This is a genomic window from Streptomyces sp. NPDC059534 (genome assembly GCF_042743475.1).
Taxonomy (GTDB): domain Bacteria; phylum Actinomycetota; class Actinomycetes; order Streptomycetales; family Streptomycetaceae; genus Streptomyces.
The window spans coordinates 150,838-173,837 of sequence record NZ_JBHWAQ010000005.1; the positions used below are offsets into that span (position 1 = coordinate 150,838).

The window sequence follows — 23,000 nt, forward strand, 5'->3', positions numbered from 1 at the left end:
ATGGCCTCGCTCCTGGGCGCGCTCGCGGCACGCGGGCTCTCGCGTGCCGCGCTCTCCATCCATCAGCCGCCGACGGACCTCGGCGGTTCGATGGGCGGCCGGATCGGCGAGGTGAAGTTCCAGTTCAATCCGGACCAGTTGCAGCTCAGCCGGTCCGCGAACTGGCACACCGAGCCGGCTGTCGCGTACACGCGGGGTGCGCCGCCGAAGTTCACCGGCAGTGAGCCCGCCCAGCTCCAGCTGGAGGTCTTCCTCGACCGTTCGGACGACCCGTCGTCCAACGATGTGCAGCAGCAGGTGGAGCTCCTGCTCTCCTGCTGCGAGGTGACGCAACAGAGCATCGCGGCGAAGGCACCGTCGCCGCCGTGGGTGGAGTTCTCCTGGGGTTCGTTCTCGACGGTGCGGTTCGTCGCGTACGTGACCTCGGTGTCCGCCACGTACACCCTCTTCAGCCCCAGTGGCATACCGATCCGGGCCACGTGCTCGCTGTCGCTCACCGAGGTCGCGACCGCGACCAAGCGGCAGAACCCGACGTCCGGCGCGCTGTCGGCCCGCCGTGCGCACCGCACGGTGGCCGGCGACTCGCTCGCCTCCCTCGCCTGGCGGGAGTACGGCGACGCGACGCGCTGGCGGGTGATCGCCGAGGCGAACGGCATCGACGACCCGATGCGGCTGCGCCCCGGCACGGAACTGCTGCTCCCGTCCACCACCGATACGCCGGAGACCCAGGGCGCCTCATGAGCGAGAAGACCTTCACCACCGTCCTCCACGTGCAGCTCGACGGCACGCCGCTCCCGGACCCGCTCGCGGTCCGGCTCACCGAGGGCTGGGTGGACGCCAGTGTCAACGTGCCCTCGGCCTTCCAGCTGACGTTCAGCGACAAGGACGGCACCCTCACCGAGAAGTTCCCGTATCTGAAGGTCGGCGCCATGGCGGTGCTGTCGCCCTTCACCGACGGCCGGCTCGGCGAGCCCATGCTGACCGGCGAGGTCACGGCCGTCGAGGTGGACGCGGCGCCCGGCCACGGCCGGTACCTGATCCTGCGCGGCTACGACCCCGGCCATCGCCTGCTGCGCAACCGGCGTGTCGAGGGCTACCCGAACATGACCGCGTCCGACATCGTCCGGAAGCTGGCCGGCCTCAACCGCATCCCCCTCGGCAAGGTCGACGCGACGCCGACCGTGTACGAGCTGGCGACCCAGCCGAACATCACCGACTGGGACTTCCTGTCGCGGCTGGCGCGGGAGAACGACGTCCGGCTGTCCCTCGACACGGCGGGCCGGCTCGTGTTCGCCGCGCTGCCCCCCGCGTCGTCCGCGCCCGCCGACACGACGCCCGCGGCGCAGAGCCCGTACGTCCTGGACTTCGGTTCCAACACCCTGCACAGCCGGGTGTCCGTGACCGCGGCCGGTCAGGTCGCGAAGATCGACGTGCGGGGCTGGGATCCCCGTACGAAGCAGGCGTTGACCGCGCCGACGCCGACGGCGGTGAGCCGGGACATCGTCTCCGACATCACTCCGGCACAGCTGTCCGCGCCGTTCGGTCCGGCCGAACTGGCGGCGACCGGGAACCCGTTCACCACCCAGTCGGAGGTGACGCGGGCGGCCGCGTCGCTCGCCGACGACGTCACCGGGTCCTTCGCGGAGGTGGAGGTCGCGGTCACCGGGAACCCGGCGCTGAAGCCGGGGCAGCCGGTCGCCGTGAAGGGCGCCGGCTTCCCCTTCGAGGGGCGTTACACGGCGACCGGGGTGCGGCATGTCTTCGCCTCGGGGCGGCAGTTCACCAGCTGGCTGACGGTCTCGGGGCGGCAGTTCCGCTCGCTGTACGGGACGGCGTCCGGCGGCGGCGAACCGGCGCCGCCGATGCCGGGAGTGGCGGTCGCGCTCGTCACCAACACCAAGGATCCGCTGTCGCTCGGCCGGGTCCGGCTGCGTTTCCCGTGGCTGTCGGCGACGTACGAGAGCGGCTGGTGCCGGGTCGCGCAGCTCGGCGGCCGCGGCGGCGGAGGTCTCGTCCTGCCCGAGGTGGACGACGAGGTGCTCTGCGCGTTCGACCGGGGCTCCCTGGAGCACCCGTACGTCCTCGCGGGGCTGTACAACGGCGTCGACCGGCACACCCCGGCCACCGACCGGGTGCCGCCCGTCGATCCGACGAGCGGGCGGGTGCAGTGGCGTGCCCTGACGTCGCGTACCGGTCACACGGTGGAGCTGCGCGAGGAGGGCGGCCGGACGCGGGCCTCGCACGGCATCCGGCTGCGCACCGCCAAGGGCGCCCTGAGCATCGAGCTGAACGAGGCCCGGACGACGCTGACGGTCGAGAGCGACGGCACGGTCACCATCACGGGCGCGCGGGGGGTGACGGTGGAGTCGGGGACCGATCTGACGCTGTCCGCCGCGGGGAAGATCAGGATGAACGCGGGGCTCGGCGTGGACATCAAGGCCGGGGCGAAGTTCAAGGTGTCGGCGGTGACCCAGGCCGTCGTCAACGCGCCGTCGTTCATCACCGCGACCATCCCGATGCCCAACCCCGTCGTGGCGAACCTGCCGTTCTGAGGAGGAGTTTCCGTTGAGTGAGCACTTCGTCGGCGCGGGCTGGGCGTTTCCCCTGCGGACCGGGCCGAGCGGGGCGATCGCCCTGGTCCGGCGCGACCGCGAGATCGAGGAGTCGATGCGGCTCGTCCTCGCGACGGCGCCGGGCGAGCGGCCGATGCGTCCCGAGTTCGGCTGCGCCGTGCACGAGTTGGTGTTCGCTCCGGTCAACGACTCGACGATGGGACGGGTGCGGCACGAGGTGATGTCGTCGCTCGACCGCTGGGAGCCGCGCATCGAGGTGGAGGACGTCACGGTCGCCCCGGCGCCGCTGGAGCCGACCACGCTGTACATCGACGTCCGCTACCGGGTGCGCGGCGCCAACAACCCGCGCAACCTCGTCTTCCCCTTCTACGTCATCCCCTCCGAGGACTGAAAGAGCCACCATGGCCCTGCCCGCACCCCATCTCGACGACCGGCGATTCCAGCAGTTCGTCGACGACGCCAAGCGCTACATCCAGCAGGCGTGCCCCGAGTGGACCGACCACAACGTCTCGGACCCGGGCGTCACCCTGGTCGAGGCCGTCGCGCACATGGCGGACCAGCTCGTCTACCGCCTCAACCGGGTTCCGGAGAAGAACCACCTGGCCTTCCTCGACCTGCTGGGCGTGACGCTCTTCCCGCCGGCCGCCGCCCGTGCGGACATCACGTTCCGGCTCTCCGCGCCGCAGCCCGAGCCGGTACTGCTGCCGACGGGCACCGAGGTCTCCACGGGGCGCACGGAGACGGAGGAGGCCGTCGTCTTCGCGACCACGGCCGATCTGACCGTGGTGCCCTGCGCGCTGACGCATGTGCTGCGCCAGGAGTCCGGGGGCGCGCCCGAGGACCGCTCACAGGACGTGCTGGGCGGTGAGGACGTCGCGGCCTTCTCCGCGCTGCCGCGCGTCGGCGACGTGCTGCTCCTCGGCCTGTCGGCGGCGGTGCCGGACTGTGTGCTGGTCCTGGACCTGGACAGCCGGGTGGACGGCGTCGGCGTGGACCCGCGCCGGCCGCCGCTGGTGTGGGAGGCGTGGACGGCGGCCGAGGGCTGGACCGGGTGCGAGGTCGACGAGGACACGACGGGCGGGCTCAACCGGCCGGGTGAGGTGGTCCTGCACATGCCGTCCGGGCACGTGGCCTCGCGGCTCGGCGGACACGAGGCCGGCTGGGTGCGCTGCCGGGTGGTCGCGGCCGCCGAGGGTCTGCCCTCGTACAGCGAGTCGCCGACCGTGCGGGCGGCCGGCGCGTTCACCATCGGCGGTACGGTCCGGGCGGCCCATGCCGAGGCGGTGCGCAACGAGCAGCTGGGCGAGTCGGAGGGTGTTCCGGGGCAGCGGGTGCGGCTCGCGCACGCGCCGGTCGTGGACCGGCCGCCGTTGCTGCTCCAGGTCGCCGAGCGGGCGGACGGCGCGGACGAGGACGATCCGGAGGCCGGCTGGCAGGAGTGGACGGTCGTCCGCGACTTCGCGTCCTCGCGGCCCGGCGACCGGCACTTCACCCTGGACGCGACGACCGGCGAGATCGCCTTCGGGCCGTCCGTGCGTCAACCGGACGGCACGATACGGCAGTTCGGGGCGGTTCCGCCGAAGGGGGCGGCGATCCGCGCGCTCCGTTACGGCACCGGCGGCGGCCGGGCGGGCAACGTGGCCCGGGCCACGATCACCGTGCTGCGCAGCTCCATCCCGTACATCGCGCGGGTCGAAAACCGGGAGGCGGCGCGGGGCGGGGTCGACGGGGAGACCGTCGAGGAGGCCAAGACCCGCGCGCCCATCACGCTGCGCGCGCAGGAACGGGCCGTCACGGCCCGCGACTACGAGGAGCTGGCGCGGCGGGCCGCGCCCGAGGCCGCGCGGATCTCCTGCCTGGCGGCGGACGCGGCCGAGGCGGGCGAGAACGCGGTACGGGTCCTGGTGGTGCCGCAGGCCGTGCCGGACCGGGGCGGGCGGCTCCGCTTCGAGCAGCTCGTGCCGGGCGAGGAGCTGCTGTCGCGTGTGACGGGCTTCCTCGACGAGCGGCGTCCGCTGGGCACGCGGCTGGCCGTGGGGCCGCCGTTCTACCAGGGCGTGACGGTGGTCGCGACGCTGCACTCGTTCCGGGCGGCGGAGGCGGAGCGGGTGCGCGCGGAGGCGCTGGACGCGCTGTACGCGTACCTGGACCCGCTGACGGGCGGGGCGCACGGCGAGGGGTGGCCGTTCGGGCGACCGCTGCGCGCCGGCGAGGTCTTCGCGGCGCTCCAGCGGGTGCCGGGCGTGGAACTGGTGGACGAGGTGCTGCTGCATCCTGCGGACCCGCTGACCGGCCGCCGGGGTGACACGACCGACCGGATCGAGCTGGCCCCGTCCGCGCTGCTCTTCCCGTTCGACCATCGCGTCCGCGTGATCGAGGCGCGGTGAGCGGGTCCGCCCGGGGAACGGTTCCCGGGCTCGCGACCCCGCACCCGCTGGGGGCGGCGCTGCCCGCCGTCTACGCGGAGGACGACTTCGGGCAGCGGTTCGTGAGCGGTCTCGACGTCGTCCTCGCGCCGCTCTTCAACGTCCTGGACTCGCTGGAGGCGTACTTCTCGCCGGCGCTGGCCCCCGCCGACTTCGTGGACTACCTCGCGACCTGGGTCGGCGCGGAGGTGGAGGGCACCGAGCCGCTGCCGCTGCGCCGCCACGCGGTGGCCACGGCCGTCGCGCTGCACCGGGTCCGCGGCACCCGGCAGGGTCTGGCGGCGGCGGTCCGGCTGGCGTTCGGCGTTCCGCCGGAGATCACCGAGAGTGGTGGCGCGCGCTGGTCCGCCGCACCGCTCGGCCCGTTCCCGGGGACGCCCGAGGCCGGTCTGCACGTCGTCCTGCGGGTCGCCGACCCCGCCTCCGTGGATCCGCACCGGCTGCGCGCGGTCGTGGCCGCGGCCCGCCCCGCCCACCTGCCGTTCGCGGTCTCGGTGACCACTTCCCGTACCTCCGAAGGAGCTTGACCCCCATGAGTGACGCGCCCCAGACCCGCCCGTGCCCGGACTGCGCGAGCCCGGTGCGGACGGTGGACCAGTCGTTCTGCGACAGTTGCGGAGCGTTCCTGCGCTGGGACACCCCGGCCGGCGCCGCGCCGTCCGCGGACCGGCCCGCCGTCCCGAGCGCCCCGGCGCCCGCGGCGGACCTCTCCCCCTCGGCGGGCTCGTCTCCCGGCGCGGAGGGGGCCACGGCGGCGGACCCGGCTCGCGCCGACGACCGGTCGTCGGCGGACGGTCCGGCGAACGGCGCCGCGGCCGGGGCGACGCCGCCGGACGGCGGACGGCGTGAGGAGCGGGCCGCCGCGCGGAGCGGCGAGACGCCGGACGTCGCCGGGGCCCGTCCCGTCCCGGCGGCCCCCGAGCCGGGCGCCACGGACCCGGCCGCCGCCCCGCGCTCCGGAGCGTTCTCCCGTGTGCCGGACGACCGGTCCGCCGTCGGCCCCGAGGAGGTCACCGCGCCGCTGCCGGCCGTGACCGCGTCCCAGGAGGCACCGGCCGCGCCGCCCGTACCGGCGCCTGCTCCCGTACCGGAGGCGCGGCCGGCGTCCGACGGCCCCTCCGACACGCTCGTACGGTCGCTCCTCGTGCCCGTCCCCGGGAACCGGACCCCGGAGCCGGCGGTCGCCGCACCGGTGCTGCCCGCCCGCCCGGAAGCCGCGCGGCCCGCCGTCCGGGCGGCCGAGGCGCCCGTGCCCGTCCAGGGCGGCACGCCCTGCCCGGCCTGTGCGCTCGCCAACACCCCGGGCCGCCACTTCTGCCGCTTCTGCGCGACCCCGATGGTGCCGGAGCGGCTCTCCGACGCCGAAGGCCCCTACGCGGGCCGGCGGCCGGGGCTCGCCCGCGACCGGAGCCGCTGGATCCTCCGCGCCGTGGTCGCCACGGCGGTGGTGGCCGTGGTGGTCGGCGGCATCGTCGGCGGTCCGCCGGCCGCCCGCGCGGTCCAGGACCACTTCGCCACCCGTGTCCCGGCGCACCCCGTCGCCTGGGCCGCCTCCCACTCCGCACCGCGGCAGGACCCGAAGCTCGCGGGCGACGGGTACTCCAACACCTGGTGGGGCACCGGCTACTCGGGGGACTCGGCCGGCCAGTACCTGGAAGCCACCTTCGCCGAGCCGACCGATCTGCTGAGCCTCCTCATCACCCCCGGCAGTTCCAAGAACACCACCCAGGCGGACGGCCAGGCGACCCCCCGGACGTTCGACCTCGTGGTGCGGGACTCCTCGGGCGCCACCCACGTCTCGCACCACCGCATCAACGACGGCGGCACCCAGCGCGTCGACTTCCGGGTCCGTGACGCGCTGTCGGTGCGGCTGGTCCTCGGCACGGCGTGGCGGGCCGATCCGCGCAAGCAGGTCGCCATCGCGGAGCTGGAGTTCTTCGGCAGGTCCGTCTCCTGAGGCACCCTGGACGGCCGGCGGCCCGGCGATCGATACCCCTGGGCCCCGGCGATCCGACGCCGCCGGCCCCCGGCGGTCCGACGATCCGACGCCGCTGGCCCCTGGCGGCCGGGGCGCGGCCGCCGCGGCCGTCAGGAGGCGCAGCCGACGAAGTAAGGGCCGTAGAAGCGCGCCCGGAACGACTGCGTCGCGTCCTTGTCGGCGGGGAGCGTGGGCGGGGCCTCCTGCCGGTGGGGCGGGGTGGCGTCGATGGTCCACCTGCCCGGGGGCGCGTCCTGGTCGCGGAAGTCGAGCCGGGCCGGGAAGGGCAGCGTGTAGGTGCCGCCTCCGTTGGCGGGCGTGCTGAACCCGGCCAGGGTCCAGCCGTGGCACGAGGGAACGAGGCCGACCCTGATGTAGTAGCCGTCGCTGAAGGTGATGGTCACGTCGTCGATGTCGAAGGCGTTCCGGTTGAAGACGTTCAGGACCTGCGGATCGGTGTACTCCTGGCGCCAGAACCCCACCTTGGTGGCGCCGCCGCGCTGCTGCGACTCCCGTGCGGCCTCCTGTGCCTTCTGGGACTGCCGGTATCCCAGCAGCGACACGAGGAGCGCCAGGACGGCGAGGACCACGGAGAGCCAGTCCGTGACGGCGGGGATCCGGCCCCTCCGCGACCGGTTCTCGGCTCGCTGCCCCTCGGCCTGCGGTTCGAGTGGGTCGACCATGCCTCATCATCCGCACGGACCGGGCGGGGACGCTGGCCGGGCTGCGCTGTTGGGGCGACGGTGCCCGGGGCGGACGGCGGGCGCGTGGCCCCCGTCGTCACTCCACCGTCCCCCACCACGTGCCGCCCCCGGTGGCGTCCGCGGCCGGATGGTCGGGGGCGGTGTCGCCGAGGGCGAGCCGGGTGACGACGCGGTAGCGGTCACCGCGGTAGAGGGAGCGGACGTACTCGACGGGCCGGCCGGCCGTGTCGGAGGTGATCCGGTCGAAGAGCAGGGCGGGCGAGAGGACGGGCACGTCGAGGAGGGCGGCCTCCTCCTCGCTGAGGACGGTCGGCTCGATGGACTGGACGGCGTGGGCGGTGCGGATGCCGCGTCGTTCGCGCAGATGGGCGTAGAAGCCGCTCTCCATGTCGGCGGCGGTGAGGCCGGGGACCAGGTCGGCCGGCACGTGCAGCTGTTCCAGGGCGATCGGTGCGCCGTCGACGTGCCGGAGCCGGGTCACGTGCACCAGCTCGGCTGCCGGGGAGAGGGCGAGTTTGCGGCCGATGCGGGCGCCGGCCCGTACGGTGCGGAGGTCGAGCACCGTGCTCGTCCAGGTGCCCGGGCTCCGTGGCACGCTCGCCGCGGGGTCGTCGGCGACCAGTTCCTGGGTGATCTTGGCGGGGGCGACGAACATGCCCCGGCCGTGCTCCCGGACCAGCAGGCCGGTGGCGACGAGCTCGTCGACGGCGGCGCGCAGTGTGGGGCGGGAGACCCCGAGCGTGACGCAGAGCGTGCGCTCGGAGGGGATGGCGTCGCCGGGGCGGCGGCCGTCGATCACGGCCAGCAGGTGCTCCCGTACCCGTTCCCGCTTGAGTTCCATCGTGTCCCCTCCCCGGTGCGCCGTCCGCCCGCGGGTCAGTATGCATCCCCTTCGGTCGAGGAGGTCACGTGGCCGTCGCGGGTGAAGTCGAGCCGGGAGACGATGCGGTAGCGGTCGCCGCGGTAGACCGAGTGGACGTATTCGACGGGCCGGCCGGCGGTGTCGAGGGTGAGGCGTTCGATCAGCAGCGCGGGCGAGAGGACGGGGACGTCGAGGAGCGCGGCCTCGGCCTCGCTGACGACGGTGGGTTCGATCGACTGGGTGGCCTCCTGGACGTGGACCCGGTGATGCTCCCGCAGGTGGTCGTAGAGGTCGCCCGCTTCGAGTTCCTCCGGGCTGAGCGCCGAGCCGACCAGGTCGGCCGGGATGTGCAGGTGCTCGATGGCCATGGGCGCGCCGTCGACGAGGCGGAGGCGGGCGACGTAGAGCAGCTCGGCGGCGGGTGAGAGGCGGAGTCTGCGGCCGATGCGGGCGCCGGCGCGGACGGTGGCGGATTCCAGGACGGTGCTGGACCAGTCGCCGGAGGCCCGGGGGACGGCGAAGGCCGCGTCGTCCGGGGCGAGTCGCTGGGTGATCTTGGCGGGGGCGACGAACATGCCCCGGCCGTGCTCCCGGACCAGCAGGCCGGTGGCGACGAGTTCGTCGACGGCGGCGCGCAGCGTGGGGCGGGAGACCCCGAGCGTGGCGCAGAGCGTGCGCTCGGAGGGGATGGCGTCGCCCGGGCCGAGGCCCTCGATCAGGCCCAGCAGGTGTTCCCGTACCCGCTCCCGTTTCAGCACCCCGCCGGCGGAGCCGTCCGTCATGCCACTCTCCCTGACTGGTCAACTGGTAAAGGTGATATTAGCCGGAGGAGTTGACCTGTCGTCGAGTGAACAGCACATGTTTTTCAAGGGATTGACGGCTTCCTTGGTCCGTGCCACCTTCTGGTCACACACCTGACCACTTGACCAATTGGTCAACTACCCATCGAGGTGCCCGTGAAGACTCGCCCCCTCGTCGGCTCCGTCGCCCTCGCGGCGGCCGTCGCCCTCGCCGCCACGGCCTGTAGCGGCCCGGGCGATCCGGCGGCCTCCGGCGGACCGGAGAAGGTCACCGTCTGGATCATGAAGGACAGCGTCACCGATGCCTTCCTCACCCGCTTCCGCACCGGCTTCGAGGCCGAGCACTCGGACATCGACCTCGACATCCAGATCCAGGAGTGGGACGGCATCGGCGAGAAGGTCACGGCCGCCCTCGCCAGCAAGGACGCCCCGGACGTCATCGAGGTCGGCAACACCCAGGTCGCGCAGTACGCGGCGAGCGGCGGCGTACGCGACCTCACCGACAGGACCGCCGAGCTGAACGGCGCCGACTGGCTGCCCGGCCTCGCCGAACCCGGCAAGGTCGACGGCAGGCAGTACGGCATCCCCTGGTACGCGGCCAACCGCGTCGTCATCTACCACAAGGACCTCTTCGCCCGGGCCGGCGTCACCGCTCCCCCGAAGACGCAGGCCGAGTGGCTGGCCGTGACCGCCAGGCTCAACCACGGCACCACACAGGGGATCTACCTCCCCGGCCAGAACTGGTACACCCTGTCCGGCTTCGTCTGGGAGGCCGGCGGCGACCTCGCCGTCCAGGACGGCACGGCGTGGAAGGGTGCGCTCGACACCCCTCAGGCCCTCGCCGGCATGGACTTCTACCGGCAGCTCCAGGCACTCGGCAAGGGCCCCAAGGACTCCGACGAGGCCAAGCCCCCGCAGGCCGAGGTCTTCGCCAAGGGCGACGTCGCCCAGATCGTCGCCGTACCCGGCGGCGCGAAGATCGTCGAGGAGATCAACCCCGCCCTCAAGGGCAAGCTCGGCTTCTTCCCCGTACCCGGCAGAACCGCCGAGCAGCCCGGCGCGGTCTTCACCGGCGGCTCCGACCTCATCGTCCCGGAGGCGTCCACCCATCCCGACGCCGCCTACCAGGTGGTCAGGGCACTGGCCGGAGAGAAGTGGCAGACGGACATGGCGAAGACGATGAGCTACGTCCCCAACCGCACCTCCCTCGCACGCGTCATCCAGGACGACGAGGGCACGGCCGCGATGGCCGCCGGTGCCGCCCGGGGCCGGGCGACGCCGAACTCCCCCCAGTGGGCCGCCGTCGAGGCCACCAACCCGATCAAGCAGTACATGACCGCCGTGCTCACCGGCACCGATCCCGCACGGGCGGCGGCGACCGCCTCCGCGAGCATCACCAGGACCCTCGGCTCGTGAGGCAGGCCCCGCGCCTCGTGAGCCGTAGCCGTCGCCCCGCGGGACCCGCCCTCCGGCCCGCGCGGCGGATCCCCCGGCCCGCGCGATCGGGCCCGCGGCCCCCGGCGCCCGGTACCCGTTCCCCGGGAAGGCCGTTCGGACCGGCACTCCGCCCCTATCTCCTGGTGGCTCCCACCGTCCTCGGCGGCGCACTCCTCCTCGGCTACCCCCTGGTCCGCAATCTGCTGATCTCCTTCCAGCGGTACGGCATGGGGGAACTCATCCGCGGCGGCGCCGCATTCGTGGGGTTCCGCAACTACCGGACGGTGCTGGCCGACCCCGAGTTCTGGGAGGTGGTCCGCCGCACCTTCTGGTGGACCCTGGTCAACGTCACCCTGATCATGGTGATCGGCACGCTGGTCGCCCTGATGATGCAGCGGCTCGGCCGGACGATGCGGATCCTGGTGACGAGCGGGCTCGTCCTCGCCTGGGCGAGCCCGGTCATCGCCACCACGACCGTCTTCCAGTGGCTCTTCGCCTCCCGCCTCGGCGTGGTCAACTGGGTACTCGTCCGGCTGGGGTTCACGTCCTTCGAGGGCTACTCCTGGCTGGCCGACGGGCCCGCCGCGTTCACCGTCCTGGTCCTGCTCGTCGTCTGGCAGTCGGTGCCGTTCGCCGCGATCACCCTCCACTCGGCGCTGCTCACCGTCCCGGCCGAGCTGTACGAGTCCGCCCGGCTCGACGGCGCCGACGGCCGGCGGACCTTCCGGTCGATCACCCTGCCCCTGCTGAGACCGGTCTTCGGTCTCGTCCTGTGCCTCGAAGTCATCTGGGTCTTCCGCTGCTTCGCCCAGATCTGGGCCGTCACCAAGGGCGGGCCGGGCGAGGCGACGACCACCCTGCCCGTCTACGCCTACCGGATCGCCCAGTCCCTGCACCGCTACGACCTCGGGGCGGCCGTCTCCACCCTCACCGTCCTCCTCCTCGCGGCCGTGCTCGTCGCCTACTTCCGCCAGCTGCTCCGACAGGAGGCCGAACGGTGACCCCCCGCGCCCTGCGCCGGCTCCCGCTGAACGCCGCGGCCGCGCTCGTCTTCGTCCTCGCCGTCTTCCCGGTGTACTGGATGGTCCTCACCGCGTTCCGGCCGACCCGCGACATCCAGTCCGAGACCCCGCGCTTCCTGCCCGGCTCGGTCACCCTGGAGCACTTCCGGAACGCGGTCGCGGCGGACGGCTTCTGGATCTTCTGGCGCAACAGCCTGCTGGTGACCGCGGGATGCGTCCTGCTCGCCCTGGTCGTGGCGCTCGCCGCCGCCTTCGCCGTGGCACGGCTGCGCTGGCGCGGCCGGCGGGGCTTCCTCCTGATGGTCTTCCTCGCCCAGATGGCGCCCTGGGAGGCGCTGCTGATCCCGATGTACGTCATCGCCCGGGACGCCGACCTGCTCGACCGGCTGGTGACCCTCAGCCTCGTGTACTTCATGATCACCCTGCCCTTCACCATCGTCACCCTCCGCTCCTTCCTGGCCGGCGTCCCGGCGGAACTCGAAGAGGCCGCGCAGGTCGACGGCTGCACCCGCGCCGCCGCCTTCCGCCGCGTGACGCTGCCCCTGCTCGCCCCGGGGCTCCTCGCCACCTCGCTCTTCGGCTTCATCACCGCCTGGAACGAGTTCGCCTTCGCCAACATGCTGATCATCAAGAACCAGGACGACCGCACCCTGCCGGTCTGGCTGTCGTCCTTCTCCAACGTCTTCGGCACCGACTGGGGCGCCACCATGGCCGCCTCCACCCTCTTCGCCCTGCCCGTCCTCGTCCTCTTCCTGGTCCTGCAGGGCCGGGTCGCCGCCGGAATGACCGGCGGAGCCGTGAAGGGATAACGCACCGCGATGCCACTGCCCCGACTCGTCCCCGAGCCCACCCATCTCTCGGTCCTCCCCGGCCGGTTCACGTTCGACTCCACGACCGCCCTCAAGGTCTCCCCCGGCGCCGGCGCCGCGGCCGGCCTGCTGCGCACCCTGCTCGGGCCGGCCACCGGACTGCCCCTGCCCGCGCGCTCCGACGGCTCCGTCGTCCTGGCCCTCGACCGCGCCCTCACCGGCCTCGGCGACGAGGGGTACGGGCTGACCATCGGCACCGAGGGCATCCTGCTGAGGGCCGCCCGCCCCCAGGGCCTCCTCGCCGGAGTCCAGACCCTCCGCCAGCTCCTGCCCGTCGAAGCCCTCCACCCGGAGCCGGTCCCCGGCGTCGCCTGGTCGGTCCCCTGCGCGCAGATCACCGACATCCCGCGCTTCCCCTGGCGCGGCTCCATGCTCGACGTCGCCCGCCGCTTCCGCCCCGTCTCCTACCTCCGGCGGTACGTCGACCTCCTCGCCCTCCACAAACTCAACGTCCTCCACCTCCACCTGACCGACGACCAGGGCTGGCGGATGCCGGTCGCCGCCCTCCCCCGGCTGACCGAGATCGGCGGGCTGCCGCACGGCGGCGCGTACACCCGGGACGAACTCACCGGCCTGGTCGCGTACGCGGCGGAGCGCGGCGTCACCGTCGTGCCCGAGATCGAGATGCCCGGTCACGTCCGGGCCGCCCTCGCCGCGTACCCCGAACTCGGCAACCACCCGGGCCGCGGCTACGACGTCTGGAAGCAGTGGGGCGTCTGCGACACCATCCTCGGCGTCCACGACGAGGCCCTCGCCTTCTGCCGCACCGTCCTGGACGAGGTGATGGACGTCTTCCCGTCCCCCTACGTCCACATCGGCGGCGAGGAGTGCCCCACCACCGAGTGGCATACCTCCCCGGCCGCACTCCGCAGGACCGCCGAGGAGGGACTGCCGGGCCCCGACGCCCTCCACGGCTGGTTCATGGAACAGGTCGGACGCCACCTCCTCGACGCCGGCCGCCGGCCGCTCAGCTGGACCGAGAACGGCGCGGACCTTCCGCCGTACTTCACCGTCATGCCCTGGCGCGACGCCGATCACGGACGCACCGCCGTCCGCCGCGGTCACCAGGTCGTCATGGCACCGCACCGCACCACCTACCTCGACTACCCCCAGTCGGCCGGCCCCGCCGAACCGCCCGGCCAGGCCGGCGAGGTCGTCGACCTGCGGGCCGTCCACGGCAACGACCCGGCACCTGCCGACTGGAGCCCCGAGGAGGCCGCCCGGGTGCTCGGCTCCCAGGTCCAGCTGTGGACCGAGTACGTGCCCACCGCCGCCCACGCCGAGTACCTCACCTTCCCCCGGCTCTGCGCGCTCGCGGAGGTCGTCTGGACCGGCCGCCACGACTGGCCCGGCTTCCAGGAGCGCCTGCGCCACCACCGGACCCGGCTGGACGCCCTCGGGGTGCCGCGCCGCCTGTCCCCCGTGTCCCTGTGACCACCCCCGTACCCCCGCTCCACCCCTTCCCAGGAGAGGAATCCCCATGAGCGACCCGTCGAGGAACAGGAAGCTGCGGATCCGTGCCGCGCTCGCCGTCGCCGCGGTGACCGGGCTCGGCGCCACCGCCCTCACCGCCCTTCCGGCAGCCGCCGCCGGCGAGGCCGTCACCGTCCGGTACCGGCAGAGCTCCACCGGTGGCGACCAGGCCGAGCCCTGGCTGAAGGTGGCCAACACCGGCACGTCGAGCATCCCGCTGAGCCAGGTGAAGGTGCGCTACTACTTCAAGTCCGACGCGGGCGCCTCGTACACCTACGCCTGCTCCTGGGCCGTCAAGGGCTGCGCGAACCTCACCGGCACCTTCGGCACCCTCGCCCACCCCACCGCGACCGCCGACCGCTACCTCGAGGTCGGCTTCACCGCCGGCGCCGGTTCCCTCGCCCCCGGCGCGGACACCGGTGACATGCAACTGCGCTTCCACCGCTCCAACTGGCAGCCCCTCGACCAGAACGACGACTACTCCTTCGGCCCGGCCCAGACCACCTACGCCGACTGGTCCAAGGTCACCGCGACCGTGGCCGGAGTCCCCGTCTGGGGCACCGCGCCCGCCGGCAACGAGCCCACGCCGACGCCCACACCGACGGGCCCGACCACCCCGCCGCCCACGGGCGCCGCGCTCTTCGACGACTTCGACTACACCGGACACACCGACCCCGCGATCAGCACCCACGGCTGGAGCGTCCGTTCCAACGCCGGCGGCCCCGGCGTGCCCGGCGCCACCTGGGCCCCCGAGAACGTCACCTTCGCCAAGGAGGGCGCGAACTCGGTCATGAACCTGCGGACCTCCACCGCCGGGACCGGCGAGTCCACCCGGCACACCGAGATCCTCACCCGGGCCACGAAGTTCAGGAACGGCACCTACGCGGCGCGCGTGCGCTTCTCCGACGCCCCGCTCTCCGGCCCGGACGGCGACCGCGTCGTCCAGACCTTCTTCACCATCAACGACCTCAAGGCCCCCATGGCCGACGACTACGCCGAGTACGACTTCGAGTACCTCCCCAACGGCGGCTGGGGCGAGCCGGCCAACATCCTCTACACCACCTCCTGGGAGACCTACCGCCCCGACCCCTGGGAGGCCGTCAACCAGCACTCCGAGTCCCGCGCCGGCCACGCCGGCTGGCACGACCTCGTCCTCACCATCGACGACAACGCCATCGTCTACTCCATCGACGGCCAGGAGTTCGGCCGGCACGACGCCCGTTACCTCCCCGAGCGCCCCATGTCCATCAACTTCAACCAGTGGCTGATCGACCTGGCCGGCCAGCCCTCCACCACCCCCCGCGCCTACGACCAGAAGGTCGACTACGTCCTGCACGTCAAGGACCAGGTCCTCACCCCCGCCCAGGTCACCGCCAAGGTCAGCGCCTACCGCTCCTCGGGCACCACCTTCGAGGACACCGTCCCGGCCGTGTCCTGACGCATCGTCCGGCCGCATCGGGCCTGCCCCCCCTCGGGCGAGGAGGCAGGCCCGAACCCGTCCGGCCGGCCGTGGTCGCCGGATGCGGTGCCCACGTCGGTACGGGCCCGCCCTGGAAGTGATCCGCTCCGTATGACCGGCGTCCGGGTCGGTCCGGTCAGTTGCCGGGCATGATCGCGGCGAGGCCCTTGGCCAGGTCTTCGCGGTTCATCACGGGCGAGTAGTGGATCTTGGCGCCGAGTCCGAGGAAGAAGGGCTCGGAGATCTTCGGCAGCTCGGAGGTGTCGGTGAGGTCGAAGAAGATGTACCCGGTGCGGCAGCCGTCCTCGACGGTGAAGTAGGCGGCTTCGGGATGGAGCGCCTCCAGCGCGCCCTCGACCGTCTTGAAGAGGGTGCCGGCCTTGATGGCCTCGTTGGAGGCAGGCGTGTCCATCTGCACTTTCAGCAGCATGCGCATGACGCGGCCTTTCCCGACCGGGCAGGCGCTCCATTCGGTACGCCCGCGAATCCGGACGCGCTCCCTTCCAGCCTCCCCCTTCCGCTCCGGTGGGACCACTCGGCGGCGCCCCGGTCCCCGGGAGCGGGGCGCCGGGGTCCGCCCCGAGGGGTGCCCGCTACGAGCGGAGGGCGGCGCGGCGCGCGAAGCGCGGCGCCAGCACCTGGCCGAGCGCCAGGACGCTGAGGCCGAACATGGTGACACCCAGGGGGACATGGAGCGTGGGCATGTGGGCGATGCCCAACACCACCTGGAACGAGGAGAGTACGAGGAAGCCGCACGAGTACAGGATGGGCCGGGGCGATCCGCCGCCCGGACGCCAGGCGAGGATCGCGGCCACCACGTACAGCATCGTCGCTCCGTACGTCACGCGCGCGCCGATGCCGTGCAGCAGCTCGCCGACGGACGAGGAGAGCAGCAGTCCCGCGGTGGCCGCCTGACAGAACAAGGTGAGGGTCTGCAGGGCGATCGAGACCTCCAGGAACGTCTGGTTTCTCGGTGCCGGCGTCGTGTTGGTGGCCATGGTGCGGTCCCCTCTTCTGCCTGGTGGGCAGTGGATCGGTACTGTCTCGATCATTCGACGACGCAGGTCCGGGGAATGTGAGGTGAAGCGCTGGGCCTCTTGTTCCGGTGACGGATCTCCGCGGTGTCGAGAGCGGTGCGGAATCGAACGACGAGGGAGCGGTCCGACCATGAACACCCCATCCGAGGCAGAGCTCGACCGGTGCGAGCCGGAGCTGAGCGTGATCGTCGGCGAGCGGCGGCAACTGACGAATCTCGCCTACCGGTTGCTCGGTTCACTGGCCGAGGCCGAGGACGCCGTGCAGGAGACGTACACCCGTTGGTACGCGATGACGCGGCAGCAGCAGGAGGCCGTGGAGTCGCCGGGTGCCTGGCTGACGACGGTCGCCAGCCGTGTCTGCCTGGACATGCTCGGCTCGGCGCGGGCCCGGCGCGAGCGGTACGTCGGCGCCTGGATACCGGAGCCGCTGCCGGATCGTACGGAGTGGTTCAGCGGGCGGGCGGGAGGCGGCCGGGCGGAGCCGGCCGACCCCGCCGACCGGGTCACCCTGGACGAGTCGGTGAACATGGCCTTCCTCGTCGTCCTGGAGTCGATGACGCCGGCCGAGCGCGTGGCGTTCATCCTGCACGACGTCTTCCGCTACCCCTTCGCCGAGATCGCCGAGATCGTCGGCCGGACGGCGGCGGCCTGCCGGCAGCTGGCGTCGTCGGCACGTCGGCGGATTCGGGACGCGCAGGCGTCGGCGACTCCGGCGCCGGGGCAGGCCGGTCTGGTGCGGAGTTTCAAGCAGGCGTGGGAGGCGAGGGACATCAAGGCACTCGTCGGCCTCCTCGACCCCGAGGCGACGATGACCGCCGACGGCGGGGGCTACGTCGGCACCGTCCTCCGTCCGGTCGAGGGCGCCGAGCGCATCGCCGAGTACCTGATCCACATCGCGGACAAGGCCCCGGGGCTCACGCTCCTCGAGCGCTCGGTGAACGGGCGGCCCGGGCTGGTCGCGCAGCTCGCGGGGACCACGGTGACGGTGGCGGCGTTCGACCTCGCCGAGGGGCGCGTCAGCCGTATCTGGGCGGTCCGCAACCCGGAGAAGCTCCGTCCGTGGACCGAGGACGCCGCCGACGACGAAGGGTCCGGCGAGACCCCGTAGGACGAGCCGAGAGCCGTCGCCGTGGGGACGGCGACGGCTCTCGTGCGGAGGGGGCAGGGTCAGGGGCAGCTGATGCGGGCGTCGCCCGCGTCGGTGGTGCAGGTGTCGGTGCCGAAGCCGCCGTTGGCGGTGTCGTTGCCGAGGACGCCGTCGGTCGTGGTGAGGCGGTCGTTGCCGTAGTAGCCGGTCAGGGAGTCGTTGCCCGGGCCGCCGTTCAGGGTGTCGTCGCCGTAGCCGCCGTCGATGGTGTCGTTGCCGTAGCCGCCGTGGACGGTGTCGTTGCCGTAGCCGGAGCGGACGGTGTCGTTGCCGCCCAGGGCGCAGATCACGTCGTTGGCGTAGCCACCGGTCAGGGTGTCCGCTCCGCTGGTGCCGATGATCGTGCAGCCCCGGGCGTTGTTGGCCGCGGTGGTCGCGACGGCCGTGTTGTCGGAGGGCGACAGGTCCTGCGGGCTTCCGGTGGCGCGGGCCGTGTCGGTGATCGTGCCGGTGGCGCGGGGCTCCGCCGTGACCGTGACGGTGGCGCTGCTGCCCGGGGCCAGGGAGCCGAGGGCGCAGGTGGCCGTCGTCGTCGTGGTCGTGCAGCTGCCCTGCGAGGAGGCGGCCGAGGTGAGGGTCGCGCCGGCGCCGGAGAGCGTGTCCGACAGGGTGACGCCGGTGGCGGTGGCGTTGGAGGTCGCGGAGTTGGCGACGGTGATGGTGTAGGTGGCCCGGTCGCCGATGCCGACGGGGGCCGTGGGGGCCTGCGTCACGACGAGGTCGGCGTTGGGCGGCGGGGGCGGCGTGCCGTCGCCGCCCTGGTAGCGGGCGAGCGCGAAGGCGAAGCCCGCCCCGTGGCCGGCCGCGACGATCCTGCCGTCGGGCTGGACGAGTACCGCGCGGGCCTCGTCGAAGTCGTCGAAGCCGGTGACGACGAAGCCGTCGCCGCCGAAGCCGGTGTCGACGCTGCCGTCGGGGTGGAGGCGGGCGACGCCGAAGTCGTTCGCCTCGGAGCCGGCGGGGTCGTCCGCCCGGCCCGCGAGGACGATCTTGCCGTTGGTCTGGAGCGCCATGGCATAGGCGGTTCCGCCGTCGCCGGGGAAGGCGACCGAGGTGCGCCCGGCGGTGCCGAAGCCGGCGTCGGGGCTGCCGTCGGCGTTGTACCGCAGCAGGGCGAAGCCGGCGCCGCCGCTGCCGGCGGCGAGGATCCTGCCGTCCGGCTGCACCGCCACGGCGTTGCCGAACTCGGTGCCGCCGAAGTCCGCCGTCACCATGCCGTCGCCGCTGAAGGTGGTGTCGAGGCTGCCGTTGGACAGGTAGCGGGCGACGCCGATGTCGAAGGCCGTGTTGCCGACGTAGCCGGTCAGGACGATCTTGCCGTCCGGCTGGAGCGCCATGGCCCGGGCGGTGCCGCCGACGTCCTGGGGTGAGGTGGGCGTGAAGCCGGCGACCACCGCGCCGTCCCCGCCCAGGCTCGGGTCGAGGCCGCCGGTGGTGTCGAGGCGCACCAGGGCGAAGCCGCCGCCTCCGCCCTTGCCGGCGGCGATGATCTTTCCGTCGGGCTGTACGGCCACGTCCGCGCCGTCCGCGGAGCCGCCGAACTCCTGGACGCGCACGAGGCCGCCCTCGCCGAAGCCGGTGTCCGGGCTGCCGTCGGTGTTGTAGCGGGCCACGGAGAAGAAGCAGCAGCCGCCGCCCTCCTCCGCGATCACCTCGGTGGTGCCCGCGACGACGATCTTCCCGTCCGACGGCTGGATCGCCACGGCGTTGGCGGAGTGGGAGCCGCCGCCGAAGTCGCTGGTCACCAGGCCGTCGCCGCTGAAGGTGGTGTCGAGGGCGCCGCTGGGGAGGTAGCGGGCGAGCGCGAAGCCGGCCTCGCTCAGGCCGGCCATGACGAGCTTGCCGTCGGCCTGGCGTGCGATGTCGTGCCCTTCCGCGTATCCGGGGAAGGGCGTGGTCACCCGGCCGCCGGGCCCGAAGGTCGGGTCGAGGTCGCCGGGTGCGGCCAGCGCGGTGCCGGGCAGCGCGAGCGCGAGCGCCAGGCCGCACGCGACGAGCGCCCCGGCTCTCCCGCCGGCCCTCCGGCGCCGCCTCGCCTGCCTGAGCTGTACGTGGGTCATGGGTGGGGGAACCTCCGTCTTCGCAGGTGTACGGGCAGCGCACAGCTTCGTACCGGCGGGTCGGCCGCTCCCCCGCGGACCGCGCCGCACTGCGCCCACTGGCCCCCGGGATCCACTCCCGTGAGGGAGCGCGCGCGACTCCTCGGGAGGCACGCCCTACGGGTGGGGGACGACCACGATCTGGACGTCGTCCTCGTAGACGATCCGGCCGGGGTCGGCGGACCTGATCATGCGACAGTCGACGCCGTGGGCGGCCAGGATGGCGAGGTAGCCGGGGACCCGGTCGATGAGGTGCGCGGCCGTCGGCTTGAACCAGGCCATGGCGCCGGGGTTGACCGCGTCGTCGTAGACGGTGGGGTCGACGGTGGACGGGTCGGCGTAGGCGTCGTCGTACCAGCGGTTGCCGGCGCGGCGGAAGGACTCCTGCTCCCCGGTGAGCCGCCCCTGCCGCGCCAGTGTGTTGACGAGTCCGAACACACCGGTGAAGTGGCCTCGGCTGTTGCGGTGCGGCGACTGGAACCGTACGTACTCCACGGCCGTGCCGTCGTCGTGGGTCATCCTCGTGGGTCCTCTCGGTGCGGGACGCCCCCTGGCGGGGTGCCGGATACGCTGCCCGTCATGCAGACAGCCATGACCGGCGACGGGACCCATCGTGCGCCACTCGTCCTCGACGCCGGGGACCTCTTCTCCGATCCCGCGCTCGGCCCCGGGTTCGCGGAGTCGGCCCATCGGATCCTGGCGGACCTGGTCCGCGGGGGCGCCGCGCTCGGCTGGGTCGAACCGCCCGCGGCCGAGGAGGTGGCGGCGCTCGTCGACCATGTCGCCGCCGCGGTGCGCGCCGGGGACGGGAGCCTGCGTGCCGCCTATCTGGACGGCGTGCTGGTCGGGTTCGGTTACTGGCTGCGCTACACGCGCCCGACCCACCGCCCGCACGCCGATCTGGAGAAGCTCGCGGTGGACGCCGCCGCCCAGGGCCGCGGCATCGGCCGCGCCCTCACCACCGCCCTGGTCTCCGACGCCGAACGGGCGGGCATCGAGGTACTCACCCTGGACGCCCGCGGCGACAACACCGACGCGCTGCGTCTCTACCGCTCGTCGGGTTTCTCGGAGTACGGCCGCCTGCCCGGCTTCGTCGCCGTCGGCACGCGCCGCTACGACAAGGTCTTCTGCATGCTGGACTTCCGCCGGGAGCGCTGACGGGTGGGTGGTCAGCCCGCCAGGTCGTCGAGTACGGCGAGCTGCTCGGTGATGCGCTCGGCGGACCAGGTGTCGAGCCAGGTCGCGAAGGAGCCTTCGTAGGCGCGTGGGGCGGATTCCACGCGCATGATCAGGGCGAGGTAGATCCGGTAGAGGGCCAGTCGGGCGCGGGCCGCGGTGTCGAGGGTGAGGGTGGGGGTGACGGAGCGGTAGCCGGCCATGAGGTCGGGGTCGTGTTCGGCCGTGCCGAGGGGGTCGAGGCCGACGAGTTCGGCGAGGGGGTCGCCGAAGAAGGCGCGCTCGCCGTCGATGAGGCCGGACAGGTGCCAGGTGTCGTCCGCGGCGCGGGTGAGGACGACGTTGCCCTCCCAGGCGTCGAAGTGGACGAGCGCGGGGCGGCGGACCGGGGCGAGATGGTGGCCGTGGCGCTCGGGCAGGCCGGCGAGGAGCGCGGTCGGGGCGGGCAGACGGACGGCGAAGCGGGTCGCGTCGGCGAGGACGGCGTGGAGCATGGCGGTGAACGCGGAGGGCCAGTCCGGAGCGGTGAGAGCGGCGGCGGGCTGGGGGTACCCGTAGGCCGGGCCGGTGACGGTGGCGACGCGGGCCAGGCTCTCCCCCAGTCCGCGGCGCAGGGCGGCGCGGTCGGCCGGGGTGAGCCGGTCGCGGGCCGCGTCCCAGGTGGTGCCGTCGAGGTAGGAGAGGAGCAGCCACTCGGCGGGGGTGTCGGGACCGGCGGGTTGGTGGTGGAGGACGGTGGGCACGCGGGCGCCGGTGGCGGCGGCCAGACGGTGGAAGAGCGCCTCGGTCCCGAGCAGGCCCTGTTCGTGGGTGAGGGCGGGGGTGGTCACGGTGGGCGCGGTCTTGAGGATCAGGTGCCGTCCGTCGGCGAGTTCCAGCAGGCGGGCGGAGTTGTAGAGCCCTCCGCTGAGGGGGGTGCTGCGCACGACGGTGACGGGGCCGAGGGCGTGGCGGACGCGTTCGGCGGCGAGTGCGTGGGCGTGGTCGGGTCCCGGTGCGGCGGGGGCGGTCATGGAACGCTCCTGTAGGGGAAGGGGGGATCGCGGGCGCCGCCGTGTCAGACGCGTACGGTGAACGCCTTGCTCGTGAAGGCGGTTTCCGCCTGGCGGCGCAGATGGTGGGAGAGCGGGTCGAGCAGGTCGGCGCGGGGCATGGGCAGGGAGAGGGCCAGGGCGGCCGGGACGGTGCCGACCGAGATCGGGATGGCGGCGCAGACGGTGCCGGGGGCGTACTCCTCGCGTTCCTGGACCGGTTGTCCCCTGCGGAGCCTGGCGAGCTTGCGCAGCAGCGCTTCGGCGTCGGGGACGGTGTACGGGGTGAGCGGTTCGACGGGGTGGCGGGCCAGGTGGTCGCGTCGGGCCTCGGGATCGAGCTGGGAGAGGAGGCACTGGCCGATCGCGTGGGCGTGGGCCGTGCGGCGGAAGTCCGCCCATTCCTCGCACGCCGGCGCGCGGGGCCCGGAGGACTGGGCGACCATCCTGACCTCTCCCTCCTCGTACCAGGCGTAGTAGATGGCGGCTCCGGTCTCGTCGCGCAGGGAGTCGAGCCATGCCTGGAGGTCGCGGGCGGAGGTCTGTTCGGGTACGGCTCCGCCGAGTCGGGCGGTGGCGGCGCTGATGAGGTAGCGGCCGCCGACGCGGTGCAGATAGCCGTCGTGGGTGAGGGTGCGGAGCAGGTGGTAGGTGGTGCCGATCGGGATGTCGGTGCGGCGGGCGAGGTGCTTGGCCGTGGAGCGCGAGGGGTCCTCGGCGACGGCTTCGAGCAGGCGCATGGCTCGCCGGACCGATCCGATGAGCGTGGGGCCTGCTGTGGTGGGTGGAGTCATGGCGGGTCCCCCTGGGGACGCCTCTCCTGGTCGTGGCGGGTCGGAGAAGCGTGTGGTCCGTGGTCAGTGGTCCGGTGTCGTGCGGGGTGGCCTGGACGTGTGATCCCCCGGAC

22 protein-coding genes are annotated in these 23,000 nt (G+C 73.3%); 13 read left to right on the plus strand and 9 right to left on the minus strand.

The genetic code is table 11. The annotated features are described in order from the left end of the window. Genes ACFVZH_RS08360 through ACFVZH_RS08385 form a run of 6 tightly spaced genes read left to right on the plus strand, consistent with a single transcriptional unit; the run spans window position 1 to window position 6,956 of the window. Window positions 1–741: a LysM peptidoglycan-binding domain-containing protein gene (locus ACFVZH_RS08360; RefSeq protein WP_384894558.1), complete on the plus strand. Its 741-nt coding sequence runs from the start codon at window positions 1–3 to the stop codon at window positions 739–741. Then, window positions 738–2,552 (plus strand): VgrG-related protein, encoded by a 1,815-nt coding sequence (locus ACFVZH_RS08365; RefSeq protein WP_384894560.1) that lies wholly within the window; start codon window positions 738–740, stop codon window positions 2,550–2,552. The genes ACFVZH_RS08360 and ACFVZH_RS08365 overlap by 4 nt, the downstream gene beginning before the upstream one ends. A gap of 13 nt (window positions 2,553–2,565) precedes the next feature. Continuing rightward, entirely contained in the window at window positions 2,566–2,964 is a 399-nt protein-coding gene (locus ACFVZH_RS08370; protein ID WP_367826899.1) for a GPW/gp25 family protein, read from the plus strand. Between the two features lie 10 nt (window positions 2,965–2,974). Beyond that, window positions 2,975–4,960: a putative baseplate assembly protein gene (locus ACFVZH_RS08375; RefSeq protein ID WP_384894562.1), complete on the plus strand. Its 1,986-nt coding sequence runs from the start codon at window positions 2,975–2,977 to the stop codon at window positions 4,958–4,960. Next, a complete protein-coding gene (locus ACFVZH_RS08380; RefSeq protein WP_384894564.1) occupies window positions 4,957–5,526 on the plus strand; it encodes a phage tail protein in 570 nt (189 codons plus the stop codon). Before ACFVZH_RS08375 ends, ACFVZH_RS08380 begins: the two co-directional genes overlap by 4 nt. Window positions 5,527–5,531: 5 nt before the next feature. Further along, complete coding sequence (locus ACFVZH_RS08385) at window positions 5,532–6,956, plus strand: NADase-type glycan-binding domain-containing protein (protein WP_384894566.1); 1,425 nt, start codon at window positions 5,532–5,534, stop codon at window positions 6,954–6,956. 131 nt (window positions 6,957–7,087) lie between these two features. Here the strand turns inward: ACFVZH_RS08385 and ACFVZH_RS08390 are convergent, their stop codons facing one another. The 3 genes from ACFVZH_RS08390 to ACFVZH_RS08400 form a co-directional block, all read right to left on the minus strand. After that, complete coding sequence (locus ACFVZH_RS08390) at window positions 7,088–7,660, minus strand: hypothetical protein (protein ID WP_384894568.1); 573 nt, start codon at window positions 7,658–7,660, stop codon at window positions 7,088–7,090. A 97-nt stretch (window positions 7,661–7,757) separates the two neighbouring features. Beyond that, window positions 7,758–8,522, minus strand: coding sequence for a GntR family transcriptional regulator (locus ACFVZH_RS08395; protein WP_384894570.1), 765 nt, complete (start codon window positions 8,520–8,522; stop codon window positions 7,758–7,760). Between the two features lie 35 nt (window positions 8,523–8,557). Further along, entirely contained in the window at window positions 8,558–9,325 is a 768-nt protein-coding gene (locus ACFVZH_RS08400) for a GntR family transcriptional regulator (RefSeq protein WP_384894572.1), read from the minus strand. Between the two features lie 174 nt (window positions 9,326–9,499). Between ACFVZH_RS08400 and ACFVZH_RS08405 the strand changes: the two genes are divergently transcribed. Genes ACFVZH_RS08405 through ACFVZH_RS08425 form a run of 5 tightly spaced genes read left to right on the plus strand, consistent with a single transcriptional unit; the run spans window position 9,500 to window position 15,582 of the window. Beyond that, entirely contained in the window at window positions 9,500–10,759 is a 1,260-nt protein-coding gene (locus tag ACFVZH_RS08405; RefSeq protein WP_384894574.1) for an extracellular solute-binding protein, read from the plus strand. A 17-nt stretch (window positions 10,760–10,776) separates the two neighbouring features. Further along, window positions 10,777–11,781, plus strand: a complete 1,005-nt coding sequence (locus ACFVZH_RS08410) for a carbohydrate ABC transporter permease (RefSeq protein WP_384894576.1) — start codon at window positions 10,777–10,779, stop codon at window positions 11,779–11,781. Continuing rightward, entirely contained in the window at window positions 11,778–12,611 is an 834-nt protein-coding gene (locus ACFVZH_RS08415; RefSeq protein ID WP_384894578.1) for a carbohydrate ABC transporter permease, read from the plus strand. Before ACFVZH_RS08410 ends, ACFVZH_RS08415 begins: the two co-directional genes overlap by 4 nt. A gap of 9 nt (window positions 12,612–12,620) precedes the next feature. Further along, entirely contained in the window at window positions 12,621–14,105 is a 1,485-nt protein-coding gene (locus ACFVZH_RS08420; RefSeq protein ID WP_384894580.1) for a beta-N-acetylhexosaminidase, read from the plus strand. 46 nt (window positions 14,106–14,151) lie between these two features. Then, complete coding sequence (locus ACFVZH_RS08425; RefSeq protein ID WP_384894582.1) at window positions 14,152–15,582, plus strand: cellulose binding domain-containing protein; 1,431 nt, start codon at window positions 14,152–14,154, stop codon at window positions 15,580–15,582. Window positions 15,583–15,739: 157 nt separating this feature from the next. On the opposite strand, the gene ACFVZH_RS08430 is transcribed toward ACFVZH_RS08425, so the two are convergent. Both ACFVZH_RS08430 and ACFVZH_RS08435 read right to left on the minus strand, forming a co-directional pair. Beyond that, the gene (locus tag ACFVZH_RS08430; RefSeq protein ID WP_384894584.1) at window positions 15,740–16,039 is read right to left on the minus strand and encodes a hypothetical protein; all 300 of its coding nucleotides are present in this window, start codon (window positions 16,037–16,039) and stop codon (window positions 15,740–15,742) included. Between the two features lie 157 nt (window positions 16,040–16,196). Beyond that, window positions 16,197–16,601 carry a hypothetical protein gene (locus tag ACFVZH_RS08435; protein WP_384894586.1) on the minus strand — a complete coding sequence of 135 codons (405 nt, stop codon included), beginning with the start codon at window positions 16,599–16,601 and terminating at the stop codon, window positions 16,197–16,199. A 169-nt stretch (window positions 16,602–16,770) separates the two neighbouring features. On the opposite strand from ACFVZH_RS08435, the gene sigJ reads away from it, so the two are divergent. Beyond that, window positions 16,771–17,748, plus strand: a complete 978-nt coding sequence (gene sigJ / locus ACFVZH_RS08440; protein WP_384894588.1) for an RNA polymerase sigma factor SigJ — start codon at window positions 16,771–16,773, stop codon at window positions 17,746–17,748. Window positions 17,749–17,807: 59 nt separating this feature from the next. Here the strand turns inward: sigJ and ACFVZH_RS08445 are convergent, their stop codons facing one another. Together ACFVZH_RS08445 and ACFVZH_RS08450 are read right to left on the minus strand one after the other, a co-directional pair. Further along, window positions 17,808–19,847, minus strand: a complete 2,040-nt coding sequence (locus tag ACFVZH_RS08445; protein ID WP_384894590.1) for a calcium-binding protein — start codon at window positions 19,845–19,847, stop codon at window positions 17,808–17,810. A gap of 156 nt (window positions 19,848–20,003) precedes the next feature. Next, a complete protein-coding gene (locus tag ACFVZH_RS08450; protein ID WP_384894592.1) occupies window positions 20,004–20,405 on the minus strand; it encodes a hypothetical protein in 402 nt (133 codons plus the stop codon). A gap of 60 nt (window positions 20,406–20,465) precedes the next feature. On the opposite strand from ACFVZH_RS08450, the gene ACFVZH_RS08455 reads away from it, so the two are divergent. Next, entirely contained in the window at window positions 20,466–21,044 is a 579-nt protein-coding gene (locus ACFVZH_RS08455; protein WP_384894594.1) for a GNAT family N-acetyltransferase, read from the plus strand. Between the two features lie 11 nt (window positions 21,045–21,055). Here ACFVZH_RS08455 and ACFVZH_RS08460 read toward each other — a convergent pair whose 3' ends face one another. Together ACFVZH_RS08460 and ACFVZH_RS08465 are read right to left on the minus strand one after the other, a co-directional pair. Next, complete coding sequence (locus ACFVZH_RS08460) at window positions 21,056–22,075, minus strand: phosphotransferase family protein (protein WP_384894596.1); 1,020 nt, start codon at window positions 22,073–22,075, stop codon at window positions 21,056–21,058. 44 nt (window positions 22,076–22,119) lie between these two features. Beyond that, a complete protein-coding gene (locus ACFVZH_RS08465) occupies window positions 22,120–22,887 on the minus strand; it encodes an IclR family transcriptional regulator (RefSeq protein ID WP_384894598.1) in 768 nt (255 codons plus the stop codon). Between the last annotated feature and the right edge of the window lie 113 nt (window positions 22,888–23,000).

Excerpts from the sequence above, each read along its gene's own strand:
- sigJ (WP_384894588.1), top strand. The coding sequence starts at position 16,771 with ATGAACACCCCATCCGAGGCAGAGCTCGACCGGTGCGAGCCGGAGCTG.
- ACFVZH_RS08375 (WP_384894562.1), top strand. The coding sequence starts at position 2,975 with ATGGCCCTGCCCGCACCCCATCTCGACGACCGGCGATTCCAGCAGTTC.
- ACFVZH_RS08450 (WP_384894592.1), bottom strand. The coding sequence starts at position 20,405 with ATGACCCACGACGACGGCACGGCCGTGGAGTACGTACGGTTCCAGTCG.
- ACFVZH_RS08445 (WP_384894590.1), bottom strand. The coding sequence starts at position 19,847 with ATGACCCACGTACAGCTCAGGCAGGCGAGGCGGCGCCGGAGGGCCGGC.
- ACFVZH_RS08465 (WP_384894598.1), bottom strand. The coding sequence starts at position 22,887 with ATGACTCCACCCACCACAGCAGGCCCCACGCTCATCGGATCGGTCCGG.
- ACFVZH_RS08425 (WP_384894582.1), top strand. The coding sequence starts at position 14,152 with ATGAGCGACCCGTCGAGGAACAGGAAGCTGCGGATCCGTGCCGCGCTC.
- ACFVZH_RS08365 (WP_384894560.1), top strand. The coding sequence starts at position 738 with ATGAGCGAGAAGACCTTCACCACCGTCCTCCACGTGCAGCTCGACGGC.
- ACFVZH_RS08360 (WP_384894558.1), top strand. The coding sequence starts at position 1 with ATGGCCTCGCTCCTGGGCGCGCTCGCGGCACGCGGGCTCTCGCGTGCC.
- ACFVZH_RS08455 (WP_384894594.1), top strand. The coding sequence starts at position 20,466 with ATGCAGACAGCCATGACCGGCGACGGGACCCATCGTGCGCCACTCGTC.
- ACFVZH_RS08400 (WP_384894572.1), bottom strand. The coding sequence starts at position 9,325 with ATGACGGACGGCTCCGCCGGCGGGGTGCTGAAACGGGAGCGGGTACGG.
- ACFVZH_RS08390 (WP_384894568.1), bottom strand. The coding sequence starts at position 7,660 with ATGGTCGACCCACTCGAACCGCAGGCCGAGGGGCAGCGAGCCGAGAAC.
- ACFVZH_RS08430 (WP_384894584.1), bottom strand. The coding sequence starts at position 16,039 with ATGCGCATGCTGCTGAAAGTGCAGATGGACACGCCTGCCTCCAACGAG.
- ACFVZH_RS08460 (WP_384894596.1), bottom strand. The coding sequence starts at position 22,075 with ATGACCGCCCCCGCCGCACCGGGACCCGACCACGCCCACGCACTCGCC.
- ACFVZH_RS08435 (WP_384894586.1), bottom strand. The coding sequence starts at position 16,601 with ATGGCCACCAACACGACGCCGGCACCGAGAAACCAGACGTTCCTGGAG.
- ACFVZH_RS08395 (WP_384894570.1), bottom strand. The coding sequence starts at position 8,522 with ATGGAACTCAAGCGGGAACGGGTACGGGAGCACCTGCTGGCCGTGATC.
- ACFVZH_RS08420 (WP_384894580.1), top strand. The coding sequence starts at position 12,621 with ATGCCACTGCCCCGACTCGTCCCCGAGCCCACCCATCTCTCGGTCCTC.
- ACFVZH_RS08385 (WP_384894566.1), top strand. The coding sequence starts at position 5,532 with ATGAGTGACGCGCCCCAGACCCGCCCGTGCCCGGACTGCGCGAGCCCG.